23 protein-coding genes and 1 tRNA gene are annotated in these 22,771 nt (G+C 54.0%); 6 read left to right on the forward strand and 18 right to left on the reverse strand.

Annotated features, from left to right (window positions below; translation table 11 throughout):
- The first annotated feature begins 194 nt into the window (after positions 1–194).
- A complete protein-coding gene (locus E0L20_RS16800) occupies positions 195–614 on the forward strand; it encodes a translesion error-prone DNA polymerase V autoproteolytic subunit (RefSeq protein ID WP_131635093.1) in 420 nt (139 codons plus the stop codon).
- A 2-nt stretch (positions 615–616) separates the two neighbouring features.
- Positions 617–1,885: a Y-family DNA polymerase gene (locus tag E0L20_RS16805; RefSeq protein WP_131634946.1), complete on the forward strand. Its 1,269-nt coding sequence runs from the start codon at positions 617–619 to the stop codon at positions 1,883–1,885.
- A gap of 31 nt (positions 1,886–1,916) precedes the next feature.
- On the opposite strand, the gene E0L20_RS23895 is transcribed toward E0L20_RS16805, so the two are convergent.
- The 8 genes from E0L20_RS23895 to E0L20_RS16840 all read right to left on the reverse strand — a co-directional run bounded on the left by E0L20_RS23895 (position 1,917) and on the right by E0L20_RS16840 (position 6,709).
- Positions 1,917–2,066 (reverse strand): hypothetical protein, encoded by a 150-nt coding sequence (locus E0L20_RS23895; protein ID WP_154816095.1) that lies wholly within the window; start codon positions 2,064–2,066, stop codon positions 1,917–1,919.
- A 178-nt stretch (positions 2,067–2,244) separates the two neighbouring features.
- On the reverse strand, positions 2,245–2,727 hold the full coding sequence (locus E0L20_RS16810) for an ImmA/IrrE family metallo-endopeptidase (RefSeq protein WP_063157296.1): 483 nt from the start codon (positions 2,725–2,727) through the stop codon (positions 2,245–2,247).
- A gap of 17 nt (positions 2,728–2,744) precedes the next feature.
- On the reverse strand, positions 2,745–3,098 hold the full coding sequence (locus E0L20_RS16815; protein WP_063157297.1) for a helix-turn-helix domain-containing protein: 354 nt from the start codon (positions 3,096–3,098) through the stop codon (positions 2,745–2,747).
- A gap of 105 nt (positions 3,099–3,203) precedes the next feature.
- Positions 3,204–3,875, reverse strand: coding sequence for an SOS response-associated peptidase (locus tag E0L20_RS16820; protein WP_131634947.1), 672 nt, complete (start codon positions 3,873–3,875; stop codon positions 3,204–3,206).
- A 225-nt stretch (positions 3,876–4,100) separates the two neighbouring features.
- Positions 4,101–4,340 (reverse strand): DinI family protein, encoded by a 240-nt coding sequence (locus E0L20_RS16825; RefSeq protein WP_097535544.1) that lies wholly within the window; start codon positions 4,338–4,340, stop codon positions 4,101–4,103.
- A 212-nt stretch (positions 4,341–4,552) separates the two neighbouring features.
- Positions 4,553–4,629, reverse strand: a tRNA-Pro gene (locus E0L20_RS16830).
- 72 nt (positions 4,630–4,701) lie between these two features.
- Entirely contained in the window at positions 4,702–6,462 is a 1,761-nt protein-coding gene (gene yejM / locus E0L20_RS16835; protein WP_131634948.1) for an LPS biosynthesis-modulating metalloenzyme YejM, read from the reverse strand.
- 19 nt (positions 6,463–6,481) lie between these two features.
- The gene (locus E0L20_RS16840) at positions 6,482–6,709 is read right to left on the reverse strand and encodes a YejL family protein (protein WP_001135586.1); all 228 of its coding nucleotides are present in this window, start codon (positions 6,707–6,709) and stop codon (positions 6,482–6,484) included.
- A 134-nt stretch (positions 6,710–6,843) separates the two neighbouring features.
- Here E0L20_RS16840 and yejK point away from each other — a divergent pair, with 134 nt between their 5' ends.
- A complete protein-coding gene (yejK, locus tag E0L20_RS16845) occupies positions 6,844–7,851 on the forward strand; it encodes a nucleoid-associated protein YejK (RefSeq protein WP_131634949.1) in 1,008 nt (335 codons plus the stop codon).
- 52 nt (positions 7,852–7,903) lie between these two features.
- Here the strand turns inward: yejK and rplY are convergent, their stop codons facing one another.
- Both rplY and radD read right to left on the reverse strand, forming a co-directional pair.
- Positions 7,904–8,188, reverse strand: coding sequence for a 50S ribosomal protein L25 (gene rplY / locus E0L20_RS16850; RefSeq protein ID WP_022648733.1), 285 nt, complete (start codon positions 8,186–8,188; stop codon positions 7,904–7,906).
- A gap of 125 nt (positions 8,189–8,313) precedes the next feature.
- A complete protein-coding gene (gene radD / locus E0L20_RS16855) occupies positions 8,314–10,074 on the reverse strand; it encodes a DNA repair helicase RadD (RefSeq protein ID WP_131634950.1) in 1,761 nt (586 codons plus the stop codon).
- Between the two features lie 151 nt (positions 10,075–10,225).
- Between radD and rsuA the strand changes: the two genes are divergently transcribed.
- The 3 genes from rsuA (at position 10,226) to E0L20_RS16870 (ending at position 12,768) form a co-directional block, all read left to right on the forward strand.
- Complete coding sequence (gene rsuA / locus E0L20_RS16860; RefSeq protein ID WP_131634951.1) at positions 10,226–10,933, forward strand: 16S rRNA pseudouridine(516) synthase RsuA; 708 nt, start codon at positions 10,226–10,228, stop codon at positions 10,931–10,933.
- Positions 10,934–10,948: 15 nt separating this feature from the next.
- Positions 10,949–12,145 carry a Bcr/CflA family multidrug efflux MFS transporter gene (locus E0L20_RS16865; RefSeq protein WP_131634952.1) on the forward strand — a complete coding sequence of 399 codons (1,197 nt, stop codon included), beginning with the start codon at positions 10,949–10,951 and terminating at the stop codon, positions 12,143–12,145.
- A 278-nt stretch (positions 12,146–12,423) separates the two neighbouring features.
- Positions 12,424–12,768 (forward strand): YejG family protein, encoded by a 345-nt coding sequence (locus tag E0L20_RS16870; protein WP_131634953.1) that lies wholly within the window; start codon positions 12,424–12,426, stop codon positions 12,766–12,768.
- Between the two features lie 3 nt (positions 12,769–12,771).
- On the opposite strand, the gene yejF is transcribed toward E0L20_RS16870, so the two are convergent.
- The 8 genes from yejF to E0L20_RS16910 form a co-directional block, all read right to left on the reverse strand.
- Positions 12,772–14,361, reverse strand: coding sequence for a microcin C ABC transporter ATP-binding protein YejF (yejF, locus tag E0L20_RS16875; protein WP_131634954.1), 1,590 nt, complete (start codon positions 14,359–14,361; stop codon positions 12,772–12,774).
- 1 nt (position 14,362) lies between these two features.
- On the reverse strand, positions 14,363–15,388 hold the full coding sequence (locus E0L20_RS16880; protein WP_131634955.1) for an ABC transporter permease: 1,026 nt from the start codon (positions 15,386–15,388) through the stop codon (positions 14,363–14,365).
- Positions 15,388–16,482 carry a microcin C ABC transporter permease YejB gene (locus tag E0L20_RS16885; RefSeq protein WP_131634956.1) on the reverse strand — a complete coding sequence of 365 codons (1,095 nt, stop codon included), beginning with the start codon at positions 16,480–16,482 and terminating at the stop codon, positions 15,388–15,390. Before E0L20_RS16885 ends, E0L20_RS16880 begins: the two co-directional genes overlap by 1 nt.
- 9 nt (positions 16,483–16,491) lie before the next feature.
- The gene (locus E0L20_RS16890; RefSeq protein ID WP_131634957.1) at positions 16,492–18,297 is read right to left on the reverse strand and encodes an extracellular solute-binding protein; all 1,806 of its coding nucleotides are present in this window, start codon (positions 18,295–18,297) and stop codon (positions 16,492–16,494) included.
- A gap of 64 nt (positions 18,298–18,361) precedes the next feature.
- Entirely contained in the window at positions 18,362–19,918 is a 1,557-nt protein-coding gene (locus E0L20_RS16895) for a cyclic di-GMP phosphodiesterase (RefSeq protein ID WP_131634958.1), read from the reverse strand.
- 126 nt (positions 19,919–20,044) lie between these two features.
- On the reverse strand, positions 20,045–20,614 hold the full coding sequence (mepS, locus tag E0L20_RS16900; protein WP_131634959.1) for a bifunctional murein DD-endopeptidase/murein LD-carboxypeptidase: 570 nt from the start codon (positions 20,612–20,614) through the stop codon (positions 20,045–20,047).
- Positions 20,615–21,030: 416 nt separating this feature from the next.
- Complete coding sequence (locus tag E0L20_RS16905; protein WP_131634960.1) at positions 21,031–21,744, reverse strand: phosphatase PAP2 family protein; 714 nt, start codon at positions 21,742–21,744, stop codon at positions 21,031–21,033.
- A 33-nt stretch (positions 21,745–21,777) separates the two neighbouring features.
- On the reverse strand, positions 21,778–22,764 hold the full coding sequence (locus E0L20_RS16910) for a CobW family GTP-binding protein (protein WP_131634961.1): 987 nt from the start codon (positions 22,762–22,764) through the stop codon (positions 21,778–21,780).
- Positions 22,765–22,771 lie beyond the last annotated feature (7 nt).

The following is a 22,771-nucleotide window of genomic DNA, read 5'->3' on the forward strand; positions in this document are numbered from 1 at the left end:
CCCCGCTTCAAAACAGGCTTAAATCTGCTGACATAGAGTTGCGGCCATAAAATTTACAAAACTCATAATTCGAAGCGACATAGAAACTTAGAAACGAAACGGCGAAGCTTTAATCAGGCATGACAGACCCTATGTCTTGCATGCATACCCAAATGAAACTACTGTATATAAAAACAGTATTTGAGGTGTGCATTATGGAGTTTATCAGGCCTGCAGAACTGCGAGAAATTATTGCTCTCCCGCTTTTCAGTTACTTAGTGCAGTGTGGTTTCCCAAGCCCCGCGGCTGATTACGTTGAACAGCGCATTGATCTCAATGAGTTACTTGTCGCTCACCCGAGCTCAACGTATTTCGTCAAAGCCGCGGGCGATTCTATGATCGAAGCCGGGATAAGTGACGGCGATCTGCTGGTGGTGGACAGCTCCAGGACTGCTGAGCATGGTGACATTGTGATCGCCGCGGTGGAAGGGGAGTTCACTGTTAAACGCCTGCAGCTGCGCCCGACCGTACAACTCAACCCTATGAACAGCGCCTACAGCCCGATTGTTGTTGGCAGCGAAGACACGCTGGACGTTTTCGGCGTCGTGACTTTCATCGTTAAATCTGCGAGCTGAATATGTTTGCTCTCTGTGATGTGAATTCGTTCTATGCATCATGCGAGACTGTATTCAGGCCGGACCTGAGAGGGCGGCCGGTTGTTGTTCTCTCAAATAACGATGGCTGTGTAATCGCACGCAGCGCCGAGGCCAAGGCCGCTGGAATTACAATGGGAGAGCCTTTCTTCAAGCAAAAGGACTTATTTCGTCGCGCTGGGGTTGTTTGCTTCAGCAGCAACTATGAGCTGTACGCAGACATGTCGAACCGGGTAATGACGACGCTTGAGGAAATGAGCCCCCGCGTCGAAATTTACAGTATCGATGAAGCTTTTTGCGACCTGACAGGTGTTCGCAACTGCCGGGACCTTACGGAGTTCGGCAAAGAGATCCGCGCTACCGTTCTGAAGCGGACGCACCTGACCGTTGGGGTTGGCATCGCGCAGACAAAAACACTCGCTAAGCTGGCAAACCACGCAGCGAAGAAATGGCAGAGGCAGACCGGCGGGGTGGTCGATTTGTCCAATATCGATCGGCAACGTCGGTTGTTGGCTATCGTGCCTGTAGAAGATGTATGGGGCGTTGGCAGGCGCATCAGTAAGAAGCTGAACGCTATGGGAATCAAAACGGCTCTGGACCTCTCTGAGCAGAGTACGTGGATTATTCGAAAGCACTTCAATGTCGTCCTGGAGCGAACTGTCCGGGAGCTGCGCGGCGAACCATGTCTGGATCTGGAGGAGTTTGCACCAGCTAAGCAGGAAATTGTCTGTAGCAGGTCGTTCGGTGAACGCGTTACCGAATACGAACAGATGCGGCAGGCTATTTGCAGCTATGCGGCGCGTGGTGCTGAAAAGCTTCGCGGCGAACACCAGTATTGCCGTTTTATCTCTGCGTTCGTGAAGACGTCACCTTTTGCCCTGAACGAGCCGTATTACGGCAACAGCGCGTCAGTGAAGCTTCTCACCCCCACTCAGGATTCCCGCGACATCATCAACGCCGCGGTAAAGTGCCTGGACAAAATCTGGAAGGATGGGCACCGCTATCAAAAGGCTGGAATTATGCTGGGAGATTTTTTCAGTCAAGGGGTGGCACAGCTGAACCTTTTCGATGAGCACGCGCCGCGCGCTGGAAGCGATAAGTTGATGGATGTGCTCGATCACTTGAACGCGAAAGAAGGGAAAGGAACACTCTTCTTTGCCGGGCAGGGCATTCAACAGCAGTGGCAGATGAAGCGGCAGTTGCTTTCACCCCGATATACTACTCGCATATCAGATTTATTAATTGTGAAGTAAAAAGGCTGCTTTACGCAGCCTTTTTAGTTAATTAAGCAGCTTTTTTCTCGCTGCATTTGCAATGAGGGATAACAAAAACTTTCGCCTTTTTAGGGCGGATGATTTTACCATCCTTCATTACATAGGGCGTGAAGGTTACTTCACACGAATTCCCACATTTTGGACAATAGCCAGTTTTCATGTGAGATCTCCTATGTAAATGTACAGCCTGTAAATCTAAACAGATTGCACCTTGTTAGGAGAACCACTATACTTTTAGCCGTCAAGCATTTTGTGTAGCGGTAGATTTCTCCATACACACCGAGTTATGCGTCAACATAGCTCGCCCCCTAAGAAGCCCTGCGTCAACAGGGCTTTTTTCAATAAAATTCAAAGCAAAGCTGTGCTGTTTGATAGCCCAATTTATCGAGCATCGTTTCTGCGAAAAGATCCGCCTGCCATTCAGAATCTTCATTTTGTTCCGGCATGGCATTCGCAAAGTGTAAGGCTGGCTTATGTTGTAGTAGCAAGTGCCCGAGCTCATGGAATATAACAAATAACGCTGATCGTTCACCGCCACATGCCATTTCATAGATATGGTTTGGAACCCTGATAGTCAGTTTGTCAGGTTCACAGTGTCCAATCGTTAGACCCAGCGTTTCCTGAAACCATTCGTCATCATCCATTGGATCGAGGACAATATTCCATTGAGATAATGTTTCCAGCGCTACGTCAAATCTGCGCGGTCTACGCCGGTATTTATACTTACTAGTAAATCCGAGTGCAAAGCAAGCATTTACAGCTATCGCTTTAATTTCCATTTCACTCAGAGGACGAACACGTGTACCGCGCATTAAATGCATAACAGTTTCCTAAGCAGTTATTTTTTGTTGATTTCTGCAAGTAATTCTGCAAATTTTTTTAATTCTTCATGGGTGAATTCCGATTTTGCAAAACCAGCAACAAGCATTTGTTGTTGCTTTGGTAAACCTTCAATAGGTACCAATTCATTCGCGATAGAAGCTAAAACATCGAGATCATCAATGTAATAACCTTGCGCTGCAAAAAGTTCATTGATTGCCGTTACCCATTTCTCTGGTATTTTTTTAGTCCCTGTTTCGAGCCCGCTTAGAAAAGCAGGTGTTGTTCCTAAAGCCTTTGCCATTGTAAGCAAAGTATAACCAGTATCGATCCGAGCTTTCCTTACGGCCTTTCCGAAATCAGTAAGAGCCATAGTCATATCCTCAGTGCTTTCATTGTGGCTTACGCCAGATGTTCTAAATATACTCTAACCATAAAAAAAGTAAACCCATCAAGAAAAATAAATTAACCAAAAAGGTTAATTTATTGTTTCTATTAGATTTTTTCCTTGATTTCTGGCGTTTCCAACCGCGCGTGTAACAGCGTGCCAGATAAACTTGTTGGCAGGCACTGCGCCGTCGGCTGCTATCTCTTCAGCTTCTTTCCCGCCTATATCCTGACGTATCCACTCGCGAGCCGCTTCCGGTGACAGAACCAGTGGCTGGCGATCGTGAATATCGACCAGACCTTTATCAGCTGCAGATGTCACGATGAGAAAACCTTCAGCTTCGTCTCCACGCTCAAATGGTGTGCTGCCGATAGCCGCCATAAATATTGGCTGGCCCTCGGCCCGGTGAATGAAGTAGGGCTGTTTCTTGTCTCCTTCCTTCTTCCATTCGAACCAGCCATCCGCAAAGCAGATCGCCCGGCCATGTTGCCAGAGAGGCTTGAACATTCGGCTGGTGGCCGCCGTCTCGACGCGTGCGTTAATCAGTGGCGGTTTATCCCACCACTCGGGCGCGTAAGACCACAGGACTGGATCAAGATGCAGCTGCTCGTTGCGTTCGCTCAGGAGCAGCACCTTGGTACCGGGCGAGACGTTGTACCGGCCTATAGGTTCCGGTTCATACGCAATGTCACGATCGGCTTCATCGGCCAAGTATGTCAGATATTCTTCACGGGTTTGGGCTTGTGCAAAACGTCCACACATAGGAACCTCCAGTCAGTCAGACTGAAAGTATAGGGCAGGGAGAAAAAGTAGTGCGCGCTGGTTAAGTCCTACAAACGGATTCGCGCTGATTATGCTAATGATGATGAAATGCGTAAAGCGATGCGTTGTGAAACTGGAAGGAGCTACGCAAAGTTGCGACAATGCCAAAAGAGAAAGCTAAACCCGGTAGGGGATCCGGGTTCGCTGTGATGACAATATGGAAATTCATTCATTAGTAAGCCACATATCAGACTCTTCAAACATATCCTCCAGCATACGGTTCAACTTTTCACGGTCACTTTTGCTGGCATTACTATTCAATCCGTTAGCCTGCATAGGTTTCACCTTCACTTCAGCATCAGGGAATATGTTATGAACTCGCCTCGTCAGCTCAGCCAAAATAATTTCTCTGGCGCCATCCAAGCCCTGGACATTTCGCTTATCGTAAACCAACTCAACAAACACAACAGTCTCCTTAATCTCTGTGAGAGGAAGCTATATTTTTACTGTAAATATATACAGTGTCAAGCGAGTGATACAATCTACACGATGGGATTTTTTCGTCCGATTGAACAGTAATTACCGGTAGTTATTCCCCAGTTATTCCCCAATATTTCCCCGTAAGAAAACTACCAATAAAAAAACCAGCCATAAGTGGCTGGTTTTCAATATGTTTTTGGTCGGCACGAGAGGATTTGAACCTCCGACCCCCGACACCCCATGACGGTGCGCTACCAGGCTGCGCTACGTGCCGACGCATAAAAAGAATACTACTCGATTCCTTTTTGAATGCAAGGGCACGTGTCGCTAACTGATTTAAAATTAATCAGTTAGCGATGAAGCGTTTCTCATCTGTTAGCACCTGGAGGAGCAGGCTTAACTGGGGTTTCTGATCTTTAATCTTCTCGCCCTGCAGGTTATACGTCTGGTAATTACCGTTGCTGTTCAGCACCAGGGTCTGCTCTGGCGTGGTAACCACCAGCGAATTATTGCCTGCCGCGGTAACCCAGTTATGGCGGCGCGTGGCGTTGAAGAGATCCTGCCCTTGAGAATACTCGTTTGCCGGTGTGCTCACGTGCAGCAGGCGTTGCATCAGGGTGGTCATCACGTCTTTATGTTCGGTCAGCATATTAATGCGCTGCGCCGGCGTGCCCGGCCAATGGACGATCAGCGGAACATGAAGGTTAGGTCGCGACCACTCCATCTCCTTCGACCGATCGCCCAGCGGTACGCCATGACCTGCAGTGATAATCACTACGGTACTGTCCAGCTTGCCCGACTCGCGCAATGCATCCAGCACGCGCCCGATTTGCGCATCCACATCCGCTGCTGCACGACCGTAGCGGCGTGCAAAACCTTTCTGGTTGCTGTCATCCAGGGTGGTGCCGTTAAGGGCAACCCATGAGAACCAGCGGTTATCTTCCTGTGCATAGCGCTGAAGCCAGTTGATCCACTGATTTGCAGTCTGCTCATCCGACTGGCTTTGTGCGGCCGGAAGCGAGAAATCAGACAGCAGCGCCTGGCGATACAGCGAGCTGTTAAAGCCGTCCGAGGAGAACAGCCCTAACTGGTAGCCCTGCTGGTTCAGCCCGGTGATCAGCGCCGCAGGAATGCGTGCAGAAAGCACGCCGTCCATGTATCCGGCTGAAATCCCGTAGAACAAGCCAAAAATGCCTGCATCGGTTGAGTTACCGGAGCTGATATGCTGCGTGAACGCGACGTTCTGCCTGGCGAAATCGGCCAGCGCAGGCATCTGCTTCTCGTAACGCGAATAGTTAAGCCCGTCGACGGTGATCAGCAGAACGTTTTGACCGCGACCCATATCGCGATAGCGCAGCTCGCTCAACGGATACTGGACGCTGACCGCTTCGGGATTCCCCTGTTCCACCAGACGACGCTGATACTCCTGCGCGTCCAGCAGGCCGTGTTTCTCAAGGAAACGACGCGCCGTCATTGGATAAGAGAGCGGAAGGTTAGCGCGCTGCATGGTAATGGGGCGATAGAAGTTCGCATCCGCCCAGATATACATGATATGCGAACTGATAAATGAGACGAAAAAGAGCGCGGCAACGGGCTTCGCGTAATGGCGCCGCCGGGTCAGGCTGCGCAGTTTTTGCCAGCTCCAGGTGGCAAACAGCATCTCAATCAGCAGAATGACCGGAACGCTGATAAACATCAGCTGCCAGTCGCGTGCCGTCTCGTTCTGGTCGGGGTTAATCACCAGTTCCCAGACGATAGGGTTGAGATGAAGGTGGAATCGGGTAAAGACTTCGCTGTCGATCAGCAGCAGCGTCATGCCCGCCGTCGCGAGGATCGCGGACAAGAAGCGCATCAGGCGCTGCGACATCACGACAAACGTCAGAGGGAACAGAATCAGCAGGTAGGTGGCGAAAACCAGAAAGCTAAAGTGGCCGACCACGCTCATCCAGGAGTAAATACGCCCGGTTAGCGTCGTTGGCCAGTCCGCCACAAACAGATAACGACAGCCAATGACCGTCGCCAACAGAATGTTGAACAGGGCAAACCAGTGCCCCCAGCTGACCATCTGGGAGACTTTTTCACGGTAGCGCTGACGGTTCGTCACCATAAACTGTTGTTCGTTTCCCTTAGTGTGCCTGGTCGTCGCTAACGGAAGACTGCAGTGCCTGGGCGAAAGATTTGGCGATCGCCTGACGCTGAGCCGGAGCAACGCTGGTATTGATAAGGTTGGTGACCATATTTCCCAATACCATCAGGGAAAGATCGGTCGGCGTTTTATGTTTTTCCAGTACGTTGACCAGCTCACTGAGCAATTGTTCAACGTGTTCGTCACTGTAGCGGGAATGTTGTGGCATAAATCAAAATCAGTTTGTTGAGAGAAGGGCGACATATTACCGTAGCAACAGCTTTTTTTCCCCTTTTTTATCTTCTGTTGCACACATGCGCTGGTGGTGGTTGAATACCGCCCGGTCTAAAAGGAGAGTTTATCATGAGTCTGGAAATCAACCAGATTGCCTTGCACCAGCTTATCAAACGCGATGAGCAAACCCTTGAGGTGGTGCTGCGCGATTCGTTGCTTGAACCCACTGCTACCGTTGTAGAAATGATGGCGGAGCTGCACCGCGTCTACAGCGCGAAAAATAAAGCCTACGGCCTGTTCAGCGATGAGAGCGAGCTGGCGGACAGCCTGCGTTTGCAACGTCAGGGTGAAGAGGATTTCCTGGCGTTTAGCCGTGCTGCCGCCGGTCGCCTGCGCGACGAGCTGGCGAAATATCCGTTTGCCGATGGCGGTATCGTCCTGTTTTGTCACTATCGCTACCTGGCGGTGGAGTATCTGCTGGTCACCGTGCTGAATAACTTAAGCAGCATGCGCGTGAACGAGCAGCTGGATATCAGCTCTACGCACTATCTGGATATTAACCATGCCGACATCGTGGCGCGTATTGATTTGACCGAGTGGGAAACCAATCCGGAATCGACCCGCTACCTGACCTTCCTGAAAGGGCGGGTGGGTCGTAAAGTGGCGGATTTCTTTATGGACTTCCTCGGTGCCAGCGAAGGCCTCAACGCTAAAGCGCAGAACAAAGGTCTGCTGCAGGCGGTAGATGACTTCACCGCAGAGGCGCAGCTCGATAAATCCGAGCGTCAGACCGTGCGTCAGCAGGTTTACAGCTACTGCAACGAACAGCTGCAGGCGGGCGAAGAGATTGAGCTGGAGTCGCTGTCTAAAGAGCTGGCGGGCGTGAGCGAAGTCAGCTTCCAGGCATTCACCGCGGAGAAAGGCTACGAGCTGGAAGAGAGCTTCCCGGCGGATCGCAGCACGCTGCGTCAGTTAACCAAATTTGCCGGCAGCGGCGGTGGGCTAACCGTGAACTTTGACGCCATGCTGCTCGGTGAGCGTATTTTCTGGGATCCGGCCACCGACACCCTGACCATCAAGGGCACGCCGCCGAACCTGCGCGATCAGCTGCAGCGCCGCACCTCCGGCGGTAAATAGCAGGCATAAAAAAACCCCGCAGACGCGGGGTTTTTTTTCGACAGGTTTGCGATTACGCGCGAACGAAGTCGATGTGAGACAGTTTTGGCTTGAACGGGTGACGCTGAACAGCCTGAACCTTCACTTTTTCTTCTTTACCGCCAACAACGATGGTCAGAACTTCGCTGTAGAATTCAGCTTTGTTCTGCATGTTCCACACTTTGTCGTGATCCAGTTCGATAGCAACTGGAGCAGCTTCGCCACCGTAAACGATAGCCGGGAACTTGTTAGCGTTACGCAGGCGGCGGCTCGCACCCTTACCCTGCACGTTACGTACTTCTGCTTCGATAGTGAACATTGATTTCTCTCTGTATTTAAAACCCTGCTACAGGCGACCCAGCAGCAGGCGAGTGTTCTGCCTCACGGATGTGAAGCGGGCGGCATTTTATACTCAAATGCCCCGCACATCAACGAAAAGTCCCGTTAACCGCGTAATTCATTCGCCCGGCGGAAGCGTCCTTCGTAGTCAAAGACCTTCTCACGCACCTGCCAGAACTGACCTTTTTTACGGGCGACGACGAAATCAGGATGGCGCAGCAGCGCCTGCTGATGAACGATGTCGGCAACGGTTATCCAGCGCAGGGGCACGCCCGGCGTGCGGGTGTGCGGGCGGATAAACAGCTGTTCGAAGGCCGTCCGCTGGGCCGGCGTCTGGACCCGGAAGCGCTCGCTAACGTCCGCGCCGTCCTCGTCGTAATAGGTAATTTTTAGCCACTCGCCTTTTTCATCGGCGCCGGGCTGCAGCGCCATGCCGGAACAGCGCAGTACCAGGGCATCTTTCAGCTTCAGCGCCGCTTTCAGCATGTCGTCAGGGTCGACCAGCACCGTGTCGCATTCGCGGCAGCGGCGGGCGGCAATATCGTTTTCGGCGTTGCACTGTGGGCAGTTTTTAAAGCGGAAACGGAAATCGCACTGCTCGCGATGCCCGTCATCATCTTCAAACCAGCCCTGACAGCGGCGGCCAAAATGTTCGATCAGCGTACCGTCGGCGGTGGTTTTGCCCCAGAAGGTGTTGGCAAACCCGCAGGCAGGGCAGAAGACCTGAACGGGCACGTTGTCGCTTTTGCCTTTAGGCGTGCCCACTTCAGGGGAGTAGAGATCGTGCGGGTTGCCCGCATAATCCAGAATCAGGCAGTCGGTTTTCCCCGGTGCCAGGCGCAGTCCGCGGCCAACAATCTGCTGATACAGGCTGACGGATTCGGTGGGGCGCAAAATCGCAATCAGGTCGACGTGCGGGGCGTCAAACCCGGTGGTTAATACCGAGACGTTAACCAGATAGCGAAACTGCTGTGCCTTGAACGCTTCAATCAGACGATCGCGTTCCGGGCCGGGCGTTTCGCCGGTAATCAGCGCGGCGTCGTCAGCGGGCAGCAGGCCGGTGATTTCGCGCGCGTGTTCAACGGTAGCCGCAAAAATCATCACCCCTTTGCGCGTCTGCGCGAACTCCTCAATCTGGCTGATGATGTGCGGCGTAATGCGCTTTTGCTTTTTCAGCTCCTGATTGAGATCCGCTTCGCTGAACAAGCCGTTGCTTTGCGCCTGCAGGCGGCTGAAGTCGTACTGAACGACGGGCATATCCAGGCGCTCCGGCGGCGTCAGGTAGCCGTGTTTAATCATGTAGCGTAGCGGAAGCTCGTAAATGCAGTCGCTGAACAGCGCTTTCGCGTCTCCCCGCACCATGCCGTGATAGTGGAAGTGGTAAATCCAGCCTTTCCCCAGACGAAACGGCGTTGCCGTCAGGCCGAGCAGGCGAATGTGAGGGTTTACTTCCTTTAGATGAGAGAGGATTTGCTGGTACTGACTGTCGTCGTCATCGCTGATGCGGTGGCACTCATCGACAATCAGCAGCGAAAATTCGCTGCGAAACAGGTCCAGATTGCGCGCGACGGACTGCACGCTGCCAAACACCACCTTACCGTGGCTCTCTTTGCGCTTTAGCCCGGCGGCGAAGATATCGGCCTCCAGTCCAAGCGCGCAATACTTGGCATGGTTTTGCGCCACCAGCTCTTTGACGTGCGCCAGCACCAGCACGCGCCCGCGCGCCAGACGCGCCAGTTCGGCAATCACCAGGCTTTTGCCTGCGCCGGTCGGAAGCACAATGGCAGCAGGCTCCCGATGCTTACGGAACCAGGCGAGGGTGGCGTCAACGGCTTCCTGCTGATAGGGACGGAGTGTAAAAGTCATGAGATCTCGGTTTCGTTATTCCGCGTATAGTATGCCACGAAACTTTTTCCCTTGAGTGGCGCAACCAGACCATTATACTGAACCGTTCTTGACTGCTTCTTTTTCGGATGCGTTGTCCGACTCTCAGCACCATTAAGGCTAAAAAGATTTCATGCGACTTGATAAGTTTATCGCTCAGCAACTCGGCGTAAGCCGCGCTATTGCCGGGCGCGAAATTCGCGCCAGCCGCGTTACCGTGGATGGCGACATTGTGAAAGACACCGCTTTCAAACTTCAGCCTGAGCATCAGGTCGAGTATGACGGCAATCCGCTGACCCAGCAGCACGGCCCGCGTTATTTCATGCTGCATAAGCCGGAAGGCTACGTCTGTTCAACGGACGATCCGGATCATCCTACGGTGCTCTACTTCCTCGACGAACCGGTGGCGCACAAGCTGCATGCCGCGGGGCGTCTGGATATCGATACCACCGGCCTGGTGCTGATGACCGATGACGGCCAGTGGTCGCACCGCATTACCTCCCCGCGTCATCATTGTGAAAAAACCTATCGGGTGACGCTGGAGTCGCCTGTTGCGGATGACACGGCAGAGCAATTCGCCAAAGGCGTTCAGCTGCATAATGAAAAAGATCTGACCAAACCGGCAGTACTTGAGGTCATTACCCCGACGGAAGTGCGTCTGACCATCAGCGAAGGGCGCTATCACCAGGTGAAACGCATGTTTGCCGCGGTGGGCAATCACGTCGTGGGCCTGCACCGCGAACGTATCGGGGCGATTGAACTCGACGCGGATCTGGAACCTGGCGAATATCGCCCGCTGACGGAAGAAGAGATCGCGAGCGTCGGTCTGCCTTCGCATTAATTTCAGGAGAACTCTGTGACCACCAGGCCACACTCGTCTTTCAAAATCGTCTTCATTCTTGGCCTGCTGGCCATGCTGATGCCGCTGTCTATCGATATGTACCTGCCTGCGCTCCCGGTGATTTCCGCGCAGTTTGGCGTTCCGGCAGGCAGCGCGCAGATGACGCTCAGTACCTATATTCTCGGTTTTGCCATTGGCCAGCTGTTTTATGGCCCGATGGCCGACAGCCTTGGGCGTAAGCCGGTCATCCTGGGCGGTACGCTGATCTTTGCGGGCGCAGCCGTAGCCTGCGCGCTGGCGCAGAGCATCGATCAGCTGATCGTTATGCGCTTCTTCCACGGTCTGGCGGCGGCAGCGGCAAGCGTGGTGATCAACGCCCTGATGCGCGATATTTACCCGAAAGAAGAGTTCTCCCGCATGATGTCGTTCGTCATGCTGGTAACGACCATTGCGCCGCTGGTGGCCCCGATGGCCGGTGGGGCGGTGCTGGTGTGGTTTAGCTGGCATGCGATTTTCTGGATACTGGCGATAGCCGCGCTGCTGGCGTCGGCGATGATCTTCTTCTTTATTGATGAAACGCTGCCCGTTGAGCGTCGGCAGAAATTCCATATCCGCACCACGCTCGGCAACTTTGCCTCGCTGTTCCGCCACAAGCGCGTGCTGAGCTACATGCTCGCAAGCGGCTTCAGCTTTGCCGGGATGTTCTCCTTCCTGAGCGCCGGGCCGTTTGTTTACATCGAGCTGAACCACGTTTCGCCTCAGCACTTTGGCTACTACTTTGCGCTGAACATCGTCTTCCTGTTCGTTATGACCATCATTAACAGCCGCTTTGTCCGCAGAGTCGGGGCGATCAATATGTTCCGCGCCGGGCTGTGGATACAGTTTGTGATGGCCATCTGGCTGGTGGTGAGCGCGTTTTTCGACGTGGGATTCTGGGCGCTGGTGGTCGGCGTGGCCGCCTTTGTCGGCTGCGTCTCGATGGTATCGTCCAACGGGATGGCGGTGATCCTCGACGAGTTCCCGCATATGGCGGGGACGGCATCGTCGCTGGCCGGGACGTTCCGCTTCGGCATTGGTGCTGTCGTGGGTGCGCTGCTCTCCATGGCGACGTTTAACACCGCCTGGCCAATGCTGTGGGCGATCGGATTTTGCGCGACCAGCTCTATTCTTTTCTATCTCTATGCCAGCCGGCCGCGTAAAGCGGCTAACTAACCCCCACCTAAGGCCCGATACGGGCCTTTTTGTTGATGCATATCAACCAAACCCGCGTTCGTTTACCCTGTGTTTGTTTCTTTTATGTAAAATCTATTTATGTAAAAAGTCACATCATTGTATTTAAAAAGGTTGAGTTAGATCGCAGAAACGGGTACATATAGCGCCGACGCGAACCTGTAACGCCTATAAAAACCGCCGATGAGTGCAGGTTTGCGATGATGTGTTACTATAAATGTAAATAAATTGTGAAGTAAATTTGCTTCCGGGGAACGAACGTGAATACATTACAACTCTCCATTGTCCATCGCTTGCCCCAGAGCTATCGCTGGTCGACGGGTTTTGCAGGTTCGAAAGTTGAACCGATTCCGCAAAGCGCTGCCGGGTGCGAGAATTGTCTGGTTGCACTCAAGCTGCTTAGCCCGAGCGACGAAAACGCATGGCCTGTGATGGAGCGTCTCAGCCAGGCGCTGACCGATATCGAAGTGGATAGCTCCGTCGTGGAGTGTGAAGGGGAGCCGTGCCTGTTTGTGAACAGCCAGGACGAGTTCGCCGCTACCTGCCGCCTGAAAAACTTTGGCGTGGCTATCGCCGAACCCTTCTCCGGGCAGTATCCCTTCTAAGCGCTAGTCCGCTGATAATAGCTGGCGCGTGTAGCTCTGCGTCGGTGCAGCAAATACGCGCTGGCACTCTCCCTGCTCGACCACTTCTCCCTGCCGCAAGACAATCACCTGATGGCATAGCGCCCGAACGACCTGCAGGTCGTGGCTGATGAAGATATAGGCCAGCCTGTGTTTTGCCTGCAATCCTTTTAACAGCGTTAGGATCTGCGCCTGAACGGTGCGGTCCAGCGATGACGTAGGTTCATCCAGAATAATCAGCTCCGGCTTCAGGATCAGCGCGCGGGCGATGGCAATGCGCTGGCGTTGCCCGCCGGAAAACTCGGCCGGATAACGATGCCGCGCGTCGGGCTCCAGCCCGACTTCCGTCATCACGCGCACCACCTCGTCTTCGCGCTGCTTAGCGGTCAGCGCAGGCTGATGGACGCGCAGGCCCTCTTCGACAATCTGCAGCACGCTTAGCCTTGGGTTGAGCGATGAGTTCGGGTCCTGGAAAACCACCTGCATCCGCGGGCGGATGGGCAGCATCTGGCGGCGGTTTCGGCCCTGCAGCGGCATACCGTCAAAGAGGATTTCGCCCTCAGAGGCAATCAGACGCAGCAGCGCCAGCCCGGTAGTGCTTTTACCCGAACCCGATTCGCCCACCAGCCCGAGTGATTCTCCCGGACGAAGGGAAAAGCGGATATTTTTTAGCACCGGATTTTGGTCGACCACCCGCCGCAAAATGCCTTTGCGGATGGGGAAGGAAACGCGCAGGTCGTCAACGCGCAGCAGCGGCTCGCTGCCAGCGTCCAGGGGAACCGGGTCGCCGGAGGGTTCGCTATCGAGCAGCCGCTGCGTATAGGGATGCTGAGGCGCGTTGAGCAGCGTAGCTGCCGCGTTCTGCTCTACACATCGTCCGTTTTGCATGACCGCGACGCTGTCGGCCAGCTTTCTCACAATGCTCAGATTGTGGGTGATAAACAGCAGGCTCATGTTCAGCTCGTCACGCAGCTCCCGCAGCAGCGTCAAAATTTGCGCCTGCACCGTCACGTCCAGCGCGGTGGTGGGTTCGTCGGCAATCAACAGTTCTGGCCGCGTGAGCAGGGCCATAGCAATCATGACGCGCTGACGTTCGCCGCCGGACAGCTGGTGCGGGAAATCGCTCAGCCGTTTGGCCGCGTTGCGAATGCCGGTGCGTTCGAGGCAGTCGAGGATCTCACCCCGCGCCGCCTCCCTGCGCATGCCTCGGTGCAGAGAAAGCACTTCGTACAGCTGTTTTTCCAGGGTGTGCAGCGGATTCAGGGAAACCATCGGCTCCTGGAAAATCATGGCGATTTTATTGCCGCGGATGCCGCGCAGCGTCTGCTCGTCGGCATGCAGCAGCGAGCTGCCGTGAAACAGAATATCTCCCTGCGGGTAGCTGACCGGCGGGGAAGGAAGCAGGCGCAGGACCGACAGCGTCGAGACGCTCTTGCCTGAACCCGACTCGCCCACCAGCGCCAGCGTTTCTCCGCGCTGGATCTGCAGCGACAGATCGCTGACCACGGTACGCATTTCACCCTGCGTTGAAAAGGCAATCGACAGGTTATCAATGCTGAGAAGGGGCTGCGTCATTTTATACCGCCTTATTGGGATCGAAGGCGTCGCGCACGGCTTCACCAATAAAGATCAGCAGCGAAAGCAGCACTGCCACAGAGAGAAACGCGGTAATACCTAACCACGGCGCCTGCAGGTTGTTCTTGCCCTGCAGCAACAGCTCGCCGAGCGACGGTGAGCCGAGCGGTAGCCCAAACCCGAGAAAATCGAGCGAGGTGAGGGTGGTGATGGAGCTGCACAGGATGAAGGGCAGGAAGGTGAGCGTCGCCACCACGGCGTTAGGGAGCATATGGCGGAAAATAATCCCCCGGTCGCTGACCCCCAGCGCCTGCGCCGCACGGATATAATCGAAGTTACGCGTGCGCAGAAACTCTGCGCGCACAACCCCGACCAGCGCCATCCAGCCAAACAAAACGGTGATCCCCAGCAACCACCAGAAGCTTGGCTGCACCACGCTTGAAAGCAGGATGATCAGAAACAGCGTCGGCATCCCTGACCACACCTCAATCACGCGCTGGCCCCAGAGATCGATTCTTCCGCCGTAGTAGCCCTGAACGGCGCCAGCCACCACGCCCATCACGCTGGAGAAGAGCGTCAGCATCAGCCCAAAGAGGATGGAAATGCGCGTGCCGTAAAGAATGCGCGCCAGCACATCGCCACCGTTAGCGTCCGTTCCCAGCCAGTTTTGCGCGGAGGGCGGAGAAGGGAAGGGGCTGATGGTGGCGAAGTTAATGCTGTTCGCCCCAAAGCGCACCGGTGCCCAGAGCGCCCACCCATGCTGCTCGATCTGCTTGCGCAGCCACGGGTCCTGATACTCTGCAGGGGTCGCAAACGGGCCGCCAAAGTCGCTTTCGCTGTAGTTGGCGAGTACGGGTACGTACCAGCGATCGTTAAAATGCACCAGCAGGGGTTTATCGTTGGCTATCAGCTCCGAGCACATGCTCAGGACAAACAGAACGGCAAAGATCCACAGCGACCAGTAGCCGCGGCGATTGTGGCGAAAACGGGCCCAGCGGGCCTGATTGACGGGGCTTAAACGCGGCATCAGCGGCCCTCAAAGTCGATGCGGGGATCGACCAGCGTATAGCTGATATCACTGATGATATTCAGCAGCAGGCCAATCAGGGTAAATATGTAGAGCGTGCCAAACATCACCGGATAATCGCGCGACACGGTGGCTTCATAGCCCAGCAGGCCCAGACCGTTAAGCGAGAACATCACCTCGATCAGCAGCGAGCCGGTAAAAAACATGCTGATGAACGTGGCGGGAAATCCGGCAATCACCAGCAGCATGGCGTTGCGAAAAACGTGCTTCCACATGATCTGTTTTTCACCCACGCCTTTCGCGCGCGCGGTGACAACGTACTGTTTGCGGATTTCATCAAGGAACGCGTTTTTGGTCAGCATGGTCAGCGCGGCAAAACCGCCGATCACCGTCGCAAGAACCGGCAGCGTGATATGCCAGAAGTAATCGGTGATTTTTTGATACCACGGCAGGGAGCTGAAATCGGCAGACACTAACCCGCGCAGCGGGAAAATATCGAAATAACTGCCGCCCGCAAAAAAGACGATCAGCAGGACGGCAAACAGAAATGCCGGGATGGCATAGCCGATGATGATAAAGGTGCTGCTCCAGATATCAAACCGGCTGCCGTTGTCGATCGCCTTGCGGATGCCGAGCGGAATGGAGACCAGATAGATTATCAGGGTGCCCCACAGACCGAGCGTCACCGACACCGGCAGGCTTTGCTTGATTAAGGTTAACACTGACGCACTGCGAAACAGGCTATCGCCAAAATCAAAGCGGACGTAATTCCAGAGCATGTTGAAATAACGCTCGTGAAGCGGTTTATCGAAACCGTAACGCTGCGTGATCTCGGCGATCACCTCGGGATCGAGCCCGCGTCCTCCGCGATAGTGGCTTTCGCTGATATTACCCACGCCGGTTCTGGCATGGCTTGCGCCCATTCCCTCGCCCCCGCCGCCGGGCATACCGCCGCTGTTACCAAATTCAACCGCGGCAATGGCCTGATCGACCGGCCCGCCGGGCGCGATTTGCACGATAAAAAAGTTAATCGTAATGATGGCCCACAGCGTTGGGATAACCAACAGCAGGCGGCGGATCAGATAAGCACCCATCGTAATTCCTTAACGCCGCTCGGCCGGCAGTTTTGCAGCTTTATTCACGTCATACCACCAGGTATCAAAGCCCAGCGTATAGACGGGGCGCACGGCGGGCTGTGAGAACTTATCCCAGCGGGCAACGCGATCTTCGCCCATATACCACATTGGCAGCATGTAATAGTTCCAGGTTAAGACCCTGTCGAGCGCGCGGCCAAGCGGCAGAAGCTTCTCTTTATCGCCCTGCGCCGCCACGATTTTTGCGATTAGCGCATCGATAACCGGGCTCTTGACGCCCGGCGCGTTGTAGGAAGAGTCGATATAGCTGGATGCCCAGGAGATTTGCAGGTCTGAACTTGGCCACGGCTGTGCCTGCCACAGGCGCTGCATCATATCGTAGTCGCGGCTGCGCATGCGGTTGGTGATTTGCGCGTTATCCACCTGGCGGATGTTCATGGTAATCCCCAGGCGGTCAAGATTTTGTTTAAACGGCAGCACCCACTGATTATTGGCACCCGACGAGACCAGCAGTTCAAAACTGAGCGGCTTGCCGGTTTGAGCATTGACCCGTTTCTGATTTTTTAGCACCCAGCCCGCCTCGTCCAGAAGGGCGCTGGCTTTGAGAAGATTTGCGCGATCGAAGCCGTTACCGTCAGATTTCGGTGGTGCAAACACGCTGGTGAATACCTCGGGCGGGAGTTCTGCTTTAAAGGGCGCCAGCAGAACCAGTTCATCAGCGTTCGGATAATGGCGGGCGGCGTATTCCGTATTCTGGAAATAGCTGTTCGCCCGACTGTAGGCACCGTAAAACAGCGCTTTATTCATCCATTCGAAATCAAACGCCAGGGCGATCGCCTCGCGCACTTTACGATCGGAAAATACCGGGCGCTGAACGTTAAACGCCAGCCATCGCGTGTCCTGAGCCGATTCGTTTTTCTGTTCATCCTTGACGATGTAACCCTTCGCGAAGTTTTTGCCAATATAGCGCGTCGCCCAGTTTTTGGCGCTGCTCTCAACCCGCAAATCGAAAGCGCCGGCTTTAAACGCCTCAAAGGCGACGTTATCGTCGAGGTAGTAATCATAGCGAAGGGTGTCGAAGTTCCAGCGACCACGGTTTACCGGCAGGTTGGCTGCCCAGTAATCCTTAACGCGGGAATAGACGACGTACTGCCCCATACGCCAGTCGGTGATGCGGTACGGGCCGCCCGACAGCGGCGGTATGGAGAGCGGGTCGCTCAGCTTGTGATTTTTCCAGAACGACTCCGGCATCACGGGGAGCGAGAACAGGCTCAGCATATCTTCTTTGTTCGGCTTGCTCAGCTCGATGCGTACGGTGAGCGGGGCAATGGCTTTTACCGTTGCGCCTTTATACACCAGACGGAACTGGGGGACGCCTTCCGTCATAAACTTATGGAACGTGAAGGCCACGTCGCTGGCTTTCACCGGGGTGCCATCATGAAAACGCGCCAGCGGGTTAATCGAAACCTCAGCCCAGGCAAAGTTATCGGCATAACGGACGTTATCGGCGACCAGGGGATAGTAGCTGCCGGGCTCATCATCTGAGGTGACAAAAAGGGTGTCGTAAAGAGATTCAGTCCGTGCCGCCGCTACGCCGCGCAGGGCGTAGCGGTTGAAGTTGTCGAAGGTGCCGGTGGCGGAAAGCGTCACCTGTCCGCCTTTGGGAGCGGCAGGATTGACGTAGTCGAAGTGCGTAAAGTTGACCTCGTACTTGGGTTCGCCAATCACGGCGAACGCGGTGCTTTCTTTGATGGTTTGCGCCTGGCTGGACAGACTGGTTAATGCCAACAGCAACACTATGAAGCGCATAAGCATCTTGCGGCGTCTCCCTCGTTCTCAATTAAGCTGAATAATAAGTGACGTCGCAAGCATTGTGAAATTATTCACCTGCGGGCGGCAAATCAGGCTTCCAGATCCTGAACTGCTCAAGCGGCATCGGGCGGCTAATCCAGTAGCCCTGCAGGAAATTGACGCCATGCTCGCGCAGCCAGGCCGCCTGCTCGGGCGTTTCTACGCCTTCCGCCACGGTCAGCATGTTGAGTCGTCTCGCCAGGGTCAGTACCGCGTCGAGCACCGGCGAGGTGACGGTTTCTGTACCAATCGCGTTGACAAACCCCCGGTCGATTTTGAGGTAGTCCATCGTGAAGCGCTCCAGGTAAATCAGCGCGCTATGTCCGGTGCCAAAATCATCAATCGCTATCTCAAAGCCTTCGTTATGCAGCCATTCGAACAGGTTATTGGCTTCGTGATGGTTAAGCATATCGCGCTCGGTGATTTCCAGCACGATCTGGAAATGATCGGGCGGTAACAGAGACTTGAAGGTGCGCATATCGTCTTTAAAACTTTCTGAATGCAGGTGCCCCGGGGCAATATTGATGCCCATTTTGGCTCCCGGCGGTAACACGCCTTCAAGCACCGGTGCATCGGCAATTATGAGGTCAAAAAGATGCAGCGTTAACGGGACAATCAGCTTTTGCGCTTCGGCAAAATTGATAAAAGCATCGGGGGGAATTTCACCCATCGTAGGGTGTTTCCAGCGCATCAGCACTTCAAGTCCGGTCATCCTGAGCGTGGTGGCATCGACAACGGGCTGATACACCACGTAAAACTGACCTCGCTTGATCGCGCTTAAAATTTCTTTGCCCGGATTTTGACGAATGGTGAGGATATAAAAATTGAGCGAACCGGCGGCAATACCGCACACCAGGCCGAAGAACAGGGCGTAGAGTATTTCATCGCTTGTCCACGCATCGGCATAGAGGTTAATGGTCAGCGGGACATCTTTCAGCGTGGCCGTGCGAGCGGGCACTTCATGCAGGTCGTTCGCGCCGATCAGGTTGCTCGACATGGTCGATAGCGCATGGTCGCCAATGATGATGGCAATGCCCGCAAAATCGTCCTGGCGCGCGGTGTAGAGCAGATAGGGGGTCAGGTTGAGATTTACCGAGGTAAAGACGCCCCCCTCCTTTACCAGCGGATTACGGTACCAGATGGCGATGGCCGGCTTGTTGGGCAGCATTGGCGTACCGGGCAGCAGCACCATGTCGATCGGCTTGTTAATGTGAAGCTCGGGAATAAGCTCCTCAATCGGGGCATTCATCGGGCCGGTGGCGGATGAGCAAAAGGCCATTTTGTCCCTGACCAGCAGGAAGGCGCGCACGTTGAGGCTGAAGGCGGCGCGCGAGGTCAGTTCGGCGTTGACGTCATGACAATTGCTGAGGGTCAGCGGCTGGAGGATATCGATAGAGGTTTTCAGCTCGTCGAAATAGCTCTGCATGTAGATGTTCACGTCTTTTATCAGGGTGTCGTACCTGACTTCTCGCTTGTGGTAACTCCAAAAAAACTGTAGCGAGCCCAGGAGCAGGGCGACAAAAAGTCCTGAAAGAATGCTGATGAGCAGGATCTTGCGATTGCTGGAGAAGTAGCGGGTGAACATAGACGTCGTGGTTCCTGAATTGCCGCTTAATATTTACAGTGTAACGGGCAAAAAAAAACACCGCCGAAGCAGTGCTTTTTTTATCGTATCGCCAGCCAAGGGATAACCAACGATACGAACATGATATCAACTGCGGGTCAGTACGCGACGCGCTTCGTTGTAGCGCTTCTTCCAGTACGGTTCATTCATGCTGGAAATGGTCACACCGCTGCTGGTGGAGGCATGTACAAACTGGTCGTTACCAATATAGATGCCAACATGTCGACCTGTAGAACCCGCTTTGAACAGGACTAAATCACCTGTGCGCAGTTTGGTACGTGAAATCGACTTGCCCATGACCTGCTGTTCATAGGTTGAACGCGGAAGGTCTAACCCAAATTGCTCGCGGAAGGTACGCTGTACGAAACCGGAACAATCAATACCTTTTTTCGTGCTGCCGCCCAGGCGATAGCGCACGCCTTTCCAGTCAGCATACTGGTCCATAATGCGGGACTTCACGTCCAGATTACGTACCATATTTTCAAATTCATCCTGAGAGGCTTGCAGTGACGAGGAATCTTCTATTCCCACAACACGCGTCTCAGGATGCATATTCTTAGCGGTGTTCGATGTACTACATGCCGAAAGCAGAACCGCAACTGCTATCGCCGGGATCCCCCGCAAGATATATCTCAAAATCGGTTGAGATTTGACCATTTTATGTATTTTCCCTTGAAGTCCTTAACGATAAATATCGTTATAAAAATGCCAACCGTGACGAGACTAATTATCTGTTCACAATGAGACAATTCTTTCTGGTCAGATTTGTGGCGCAGCGCACAAATTTATTCACCACGAAAATAACTCTCTCAGTGGGGCAAAACGAGTTCGAGATTAACCGATTGCGTAGGTCATTGCGAGTAAAAATAACCATTTTTTTATAAGAAATTGTGATACAGAAAGTGAATTTGCGGGATTGCCTGAAATAGCAGCAGATCTGAGTGCAAATCGCGCAATGCATTCATTTATATCGTGAATAGTATGACAAGAGGATGACAGGGAGAGGGGAAAATGAATGAAAATCCATCAGAGATCGAAAACGATCTCTGATGGATTGTGTTAATTCAGGTTGTTTATTTGTTTCTAATTTGTTGCGTTTTGCCGGGTAAATAGCGATCGAAAAGGGCAATTAACCGATCGCTGAGCGGGGTCATCAGAACCCAGGGCGCACCAATCAGCACCGCTGTGAGCGAGCCGACAACAATATCCGTCAGCCAGTGGGCGCCAATCATGACGCGCGGAAACGCGAATACCACCACAATCAGCAGGGCGACGGCAAAGGCTTTTTTGCCGAAATAGCGCAGCATGAACGCGGAGAATATAAGCAACATCATTCCGTGGTCGCCCGGGAAACTGTCTTTAGAGGCATCTTTGGTTGGAATATGCAGCAGTTCACTCACGCGGTGAATATTCGGGAAATAGAGCGACGGGCTGGCACGTTTTACCGGCATCAGATGCTGCGCCAGCTGGTTAATCACCACTGCGGCAAGCAGCATCACCAGGCCGATAATCATAATGCGACGACGCCCGGTTTTGTCTTCCTTCAGCCAGAAAGAGAGCATCAGGCAGCCCATAGCCAGCAGTGAAAAGCCGTCAAACGCGCGGTTGTTGGTGATAGCAACCAGCCACAGGAAGGCTTCACTCTTCACCAGCTCCTGGTTGAAGAAATGAAAGAGGGTGGAATCCAGCGGAAACCAGAAGCCGTGATTCGCCGGGAGATACCAGGAGAAAAACAGCGCCAGGCCGGCGGCATTCAGTAGCAATATCAAGGGAAATCGAGTTTTCATAACATTCAGCATACAATTAAATCAGGGGCAACGTTAGCCGCCCGAACTTAAACGAAGCTTCAACAGGCTGGACTGCAGTGCGTTCCAGTCGGCGTTAACCGCACTAATTAACTCTATTCTGCTGTCCGGCGGGGCAACGTTTTGCGTTTCGATAAAGAAATCGCTTCCCTGACGATTAATCCGCACCAGTCCGTCCGGAGTGCGCATGATCCCTTTCACGCGATCGACCGGGGCGAGTCTGGCCCACTCAAGAATGCCGATCGTGTCGAAAACGGTATCAGCGTCAAAAATCCATCCGCAGGCCTGATATCCCTGACCGCTGTTCAAATTGCGACGCCAGCGCTGGTGTTCCGGCAGGCTCAGCGCGGCCAGACCTTGTTTCGCCGGATGGCTATGCGAATGTTCCGCGCTTGCAGGAAGTTCGGCCAAATTGCGACGAGGGAGATCGAGCAGGGCAACGTCAATATTCCCCTGCGTGGCTTCAATACGCTGACGATCGCCACCGAAGTGCTGCCACCAGGCCTCCAGTGCCGCACGGCTTTCAGCCGTGGCGCGGTCGGCTTTATTTGCCACGATGATGTCTGCCGAGGCGAGCTGGTCGCGGAAGTTCTCGTTAGCCACGGCCTTTTCATCCAGCAGCTGGCGCGGATCGACAACACACAGCGTGGCGCACAGGTCGATCCACGGTTCGTAAACCGGCGCGGTCAATAAATCGAGTATTTGTTTCGGGTGTCCAAGGCCGGTAGGCTCAATCAGCAGGCGGTCTGGCTTCCCCTGGCGCAGCAGCGTATTCAGGCCAACCTGCATGGGCAGGCCATTCACGCAGCACATGCAGCCGCCCGGGATCTCCTTAATCATCGCGCCGCTGTCGGACAACAGCGCGCCATCGATACCCACCTCGCCGAATTCATTGACCAGCACGGCCCATTTTTCCGCCGGGTTTTTATTTGCCAGCAGGTGCAGAATTGAGGTGGTTTTACCGCTGCCGAGAAAACCGGTGATGAGGTTGGTTTTGGTCACATGCGCT

The organism is Enterobacter wuhouensis, from assembly GCF_004331265.1.
Lineage (GTDB): Bacteria > Pseudomonadota > Gammaproteobacteria > Enterobacterales > Enterobacteriaceae > Enterobacter > Enterobacter wuhouensis.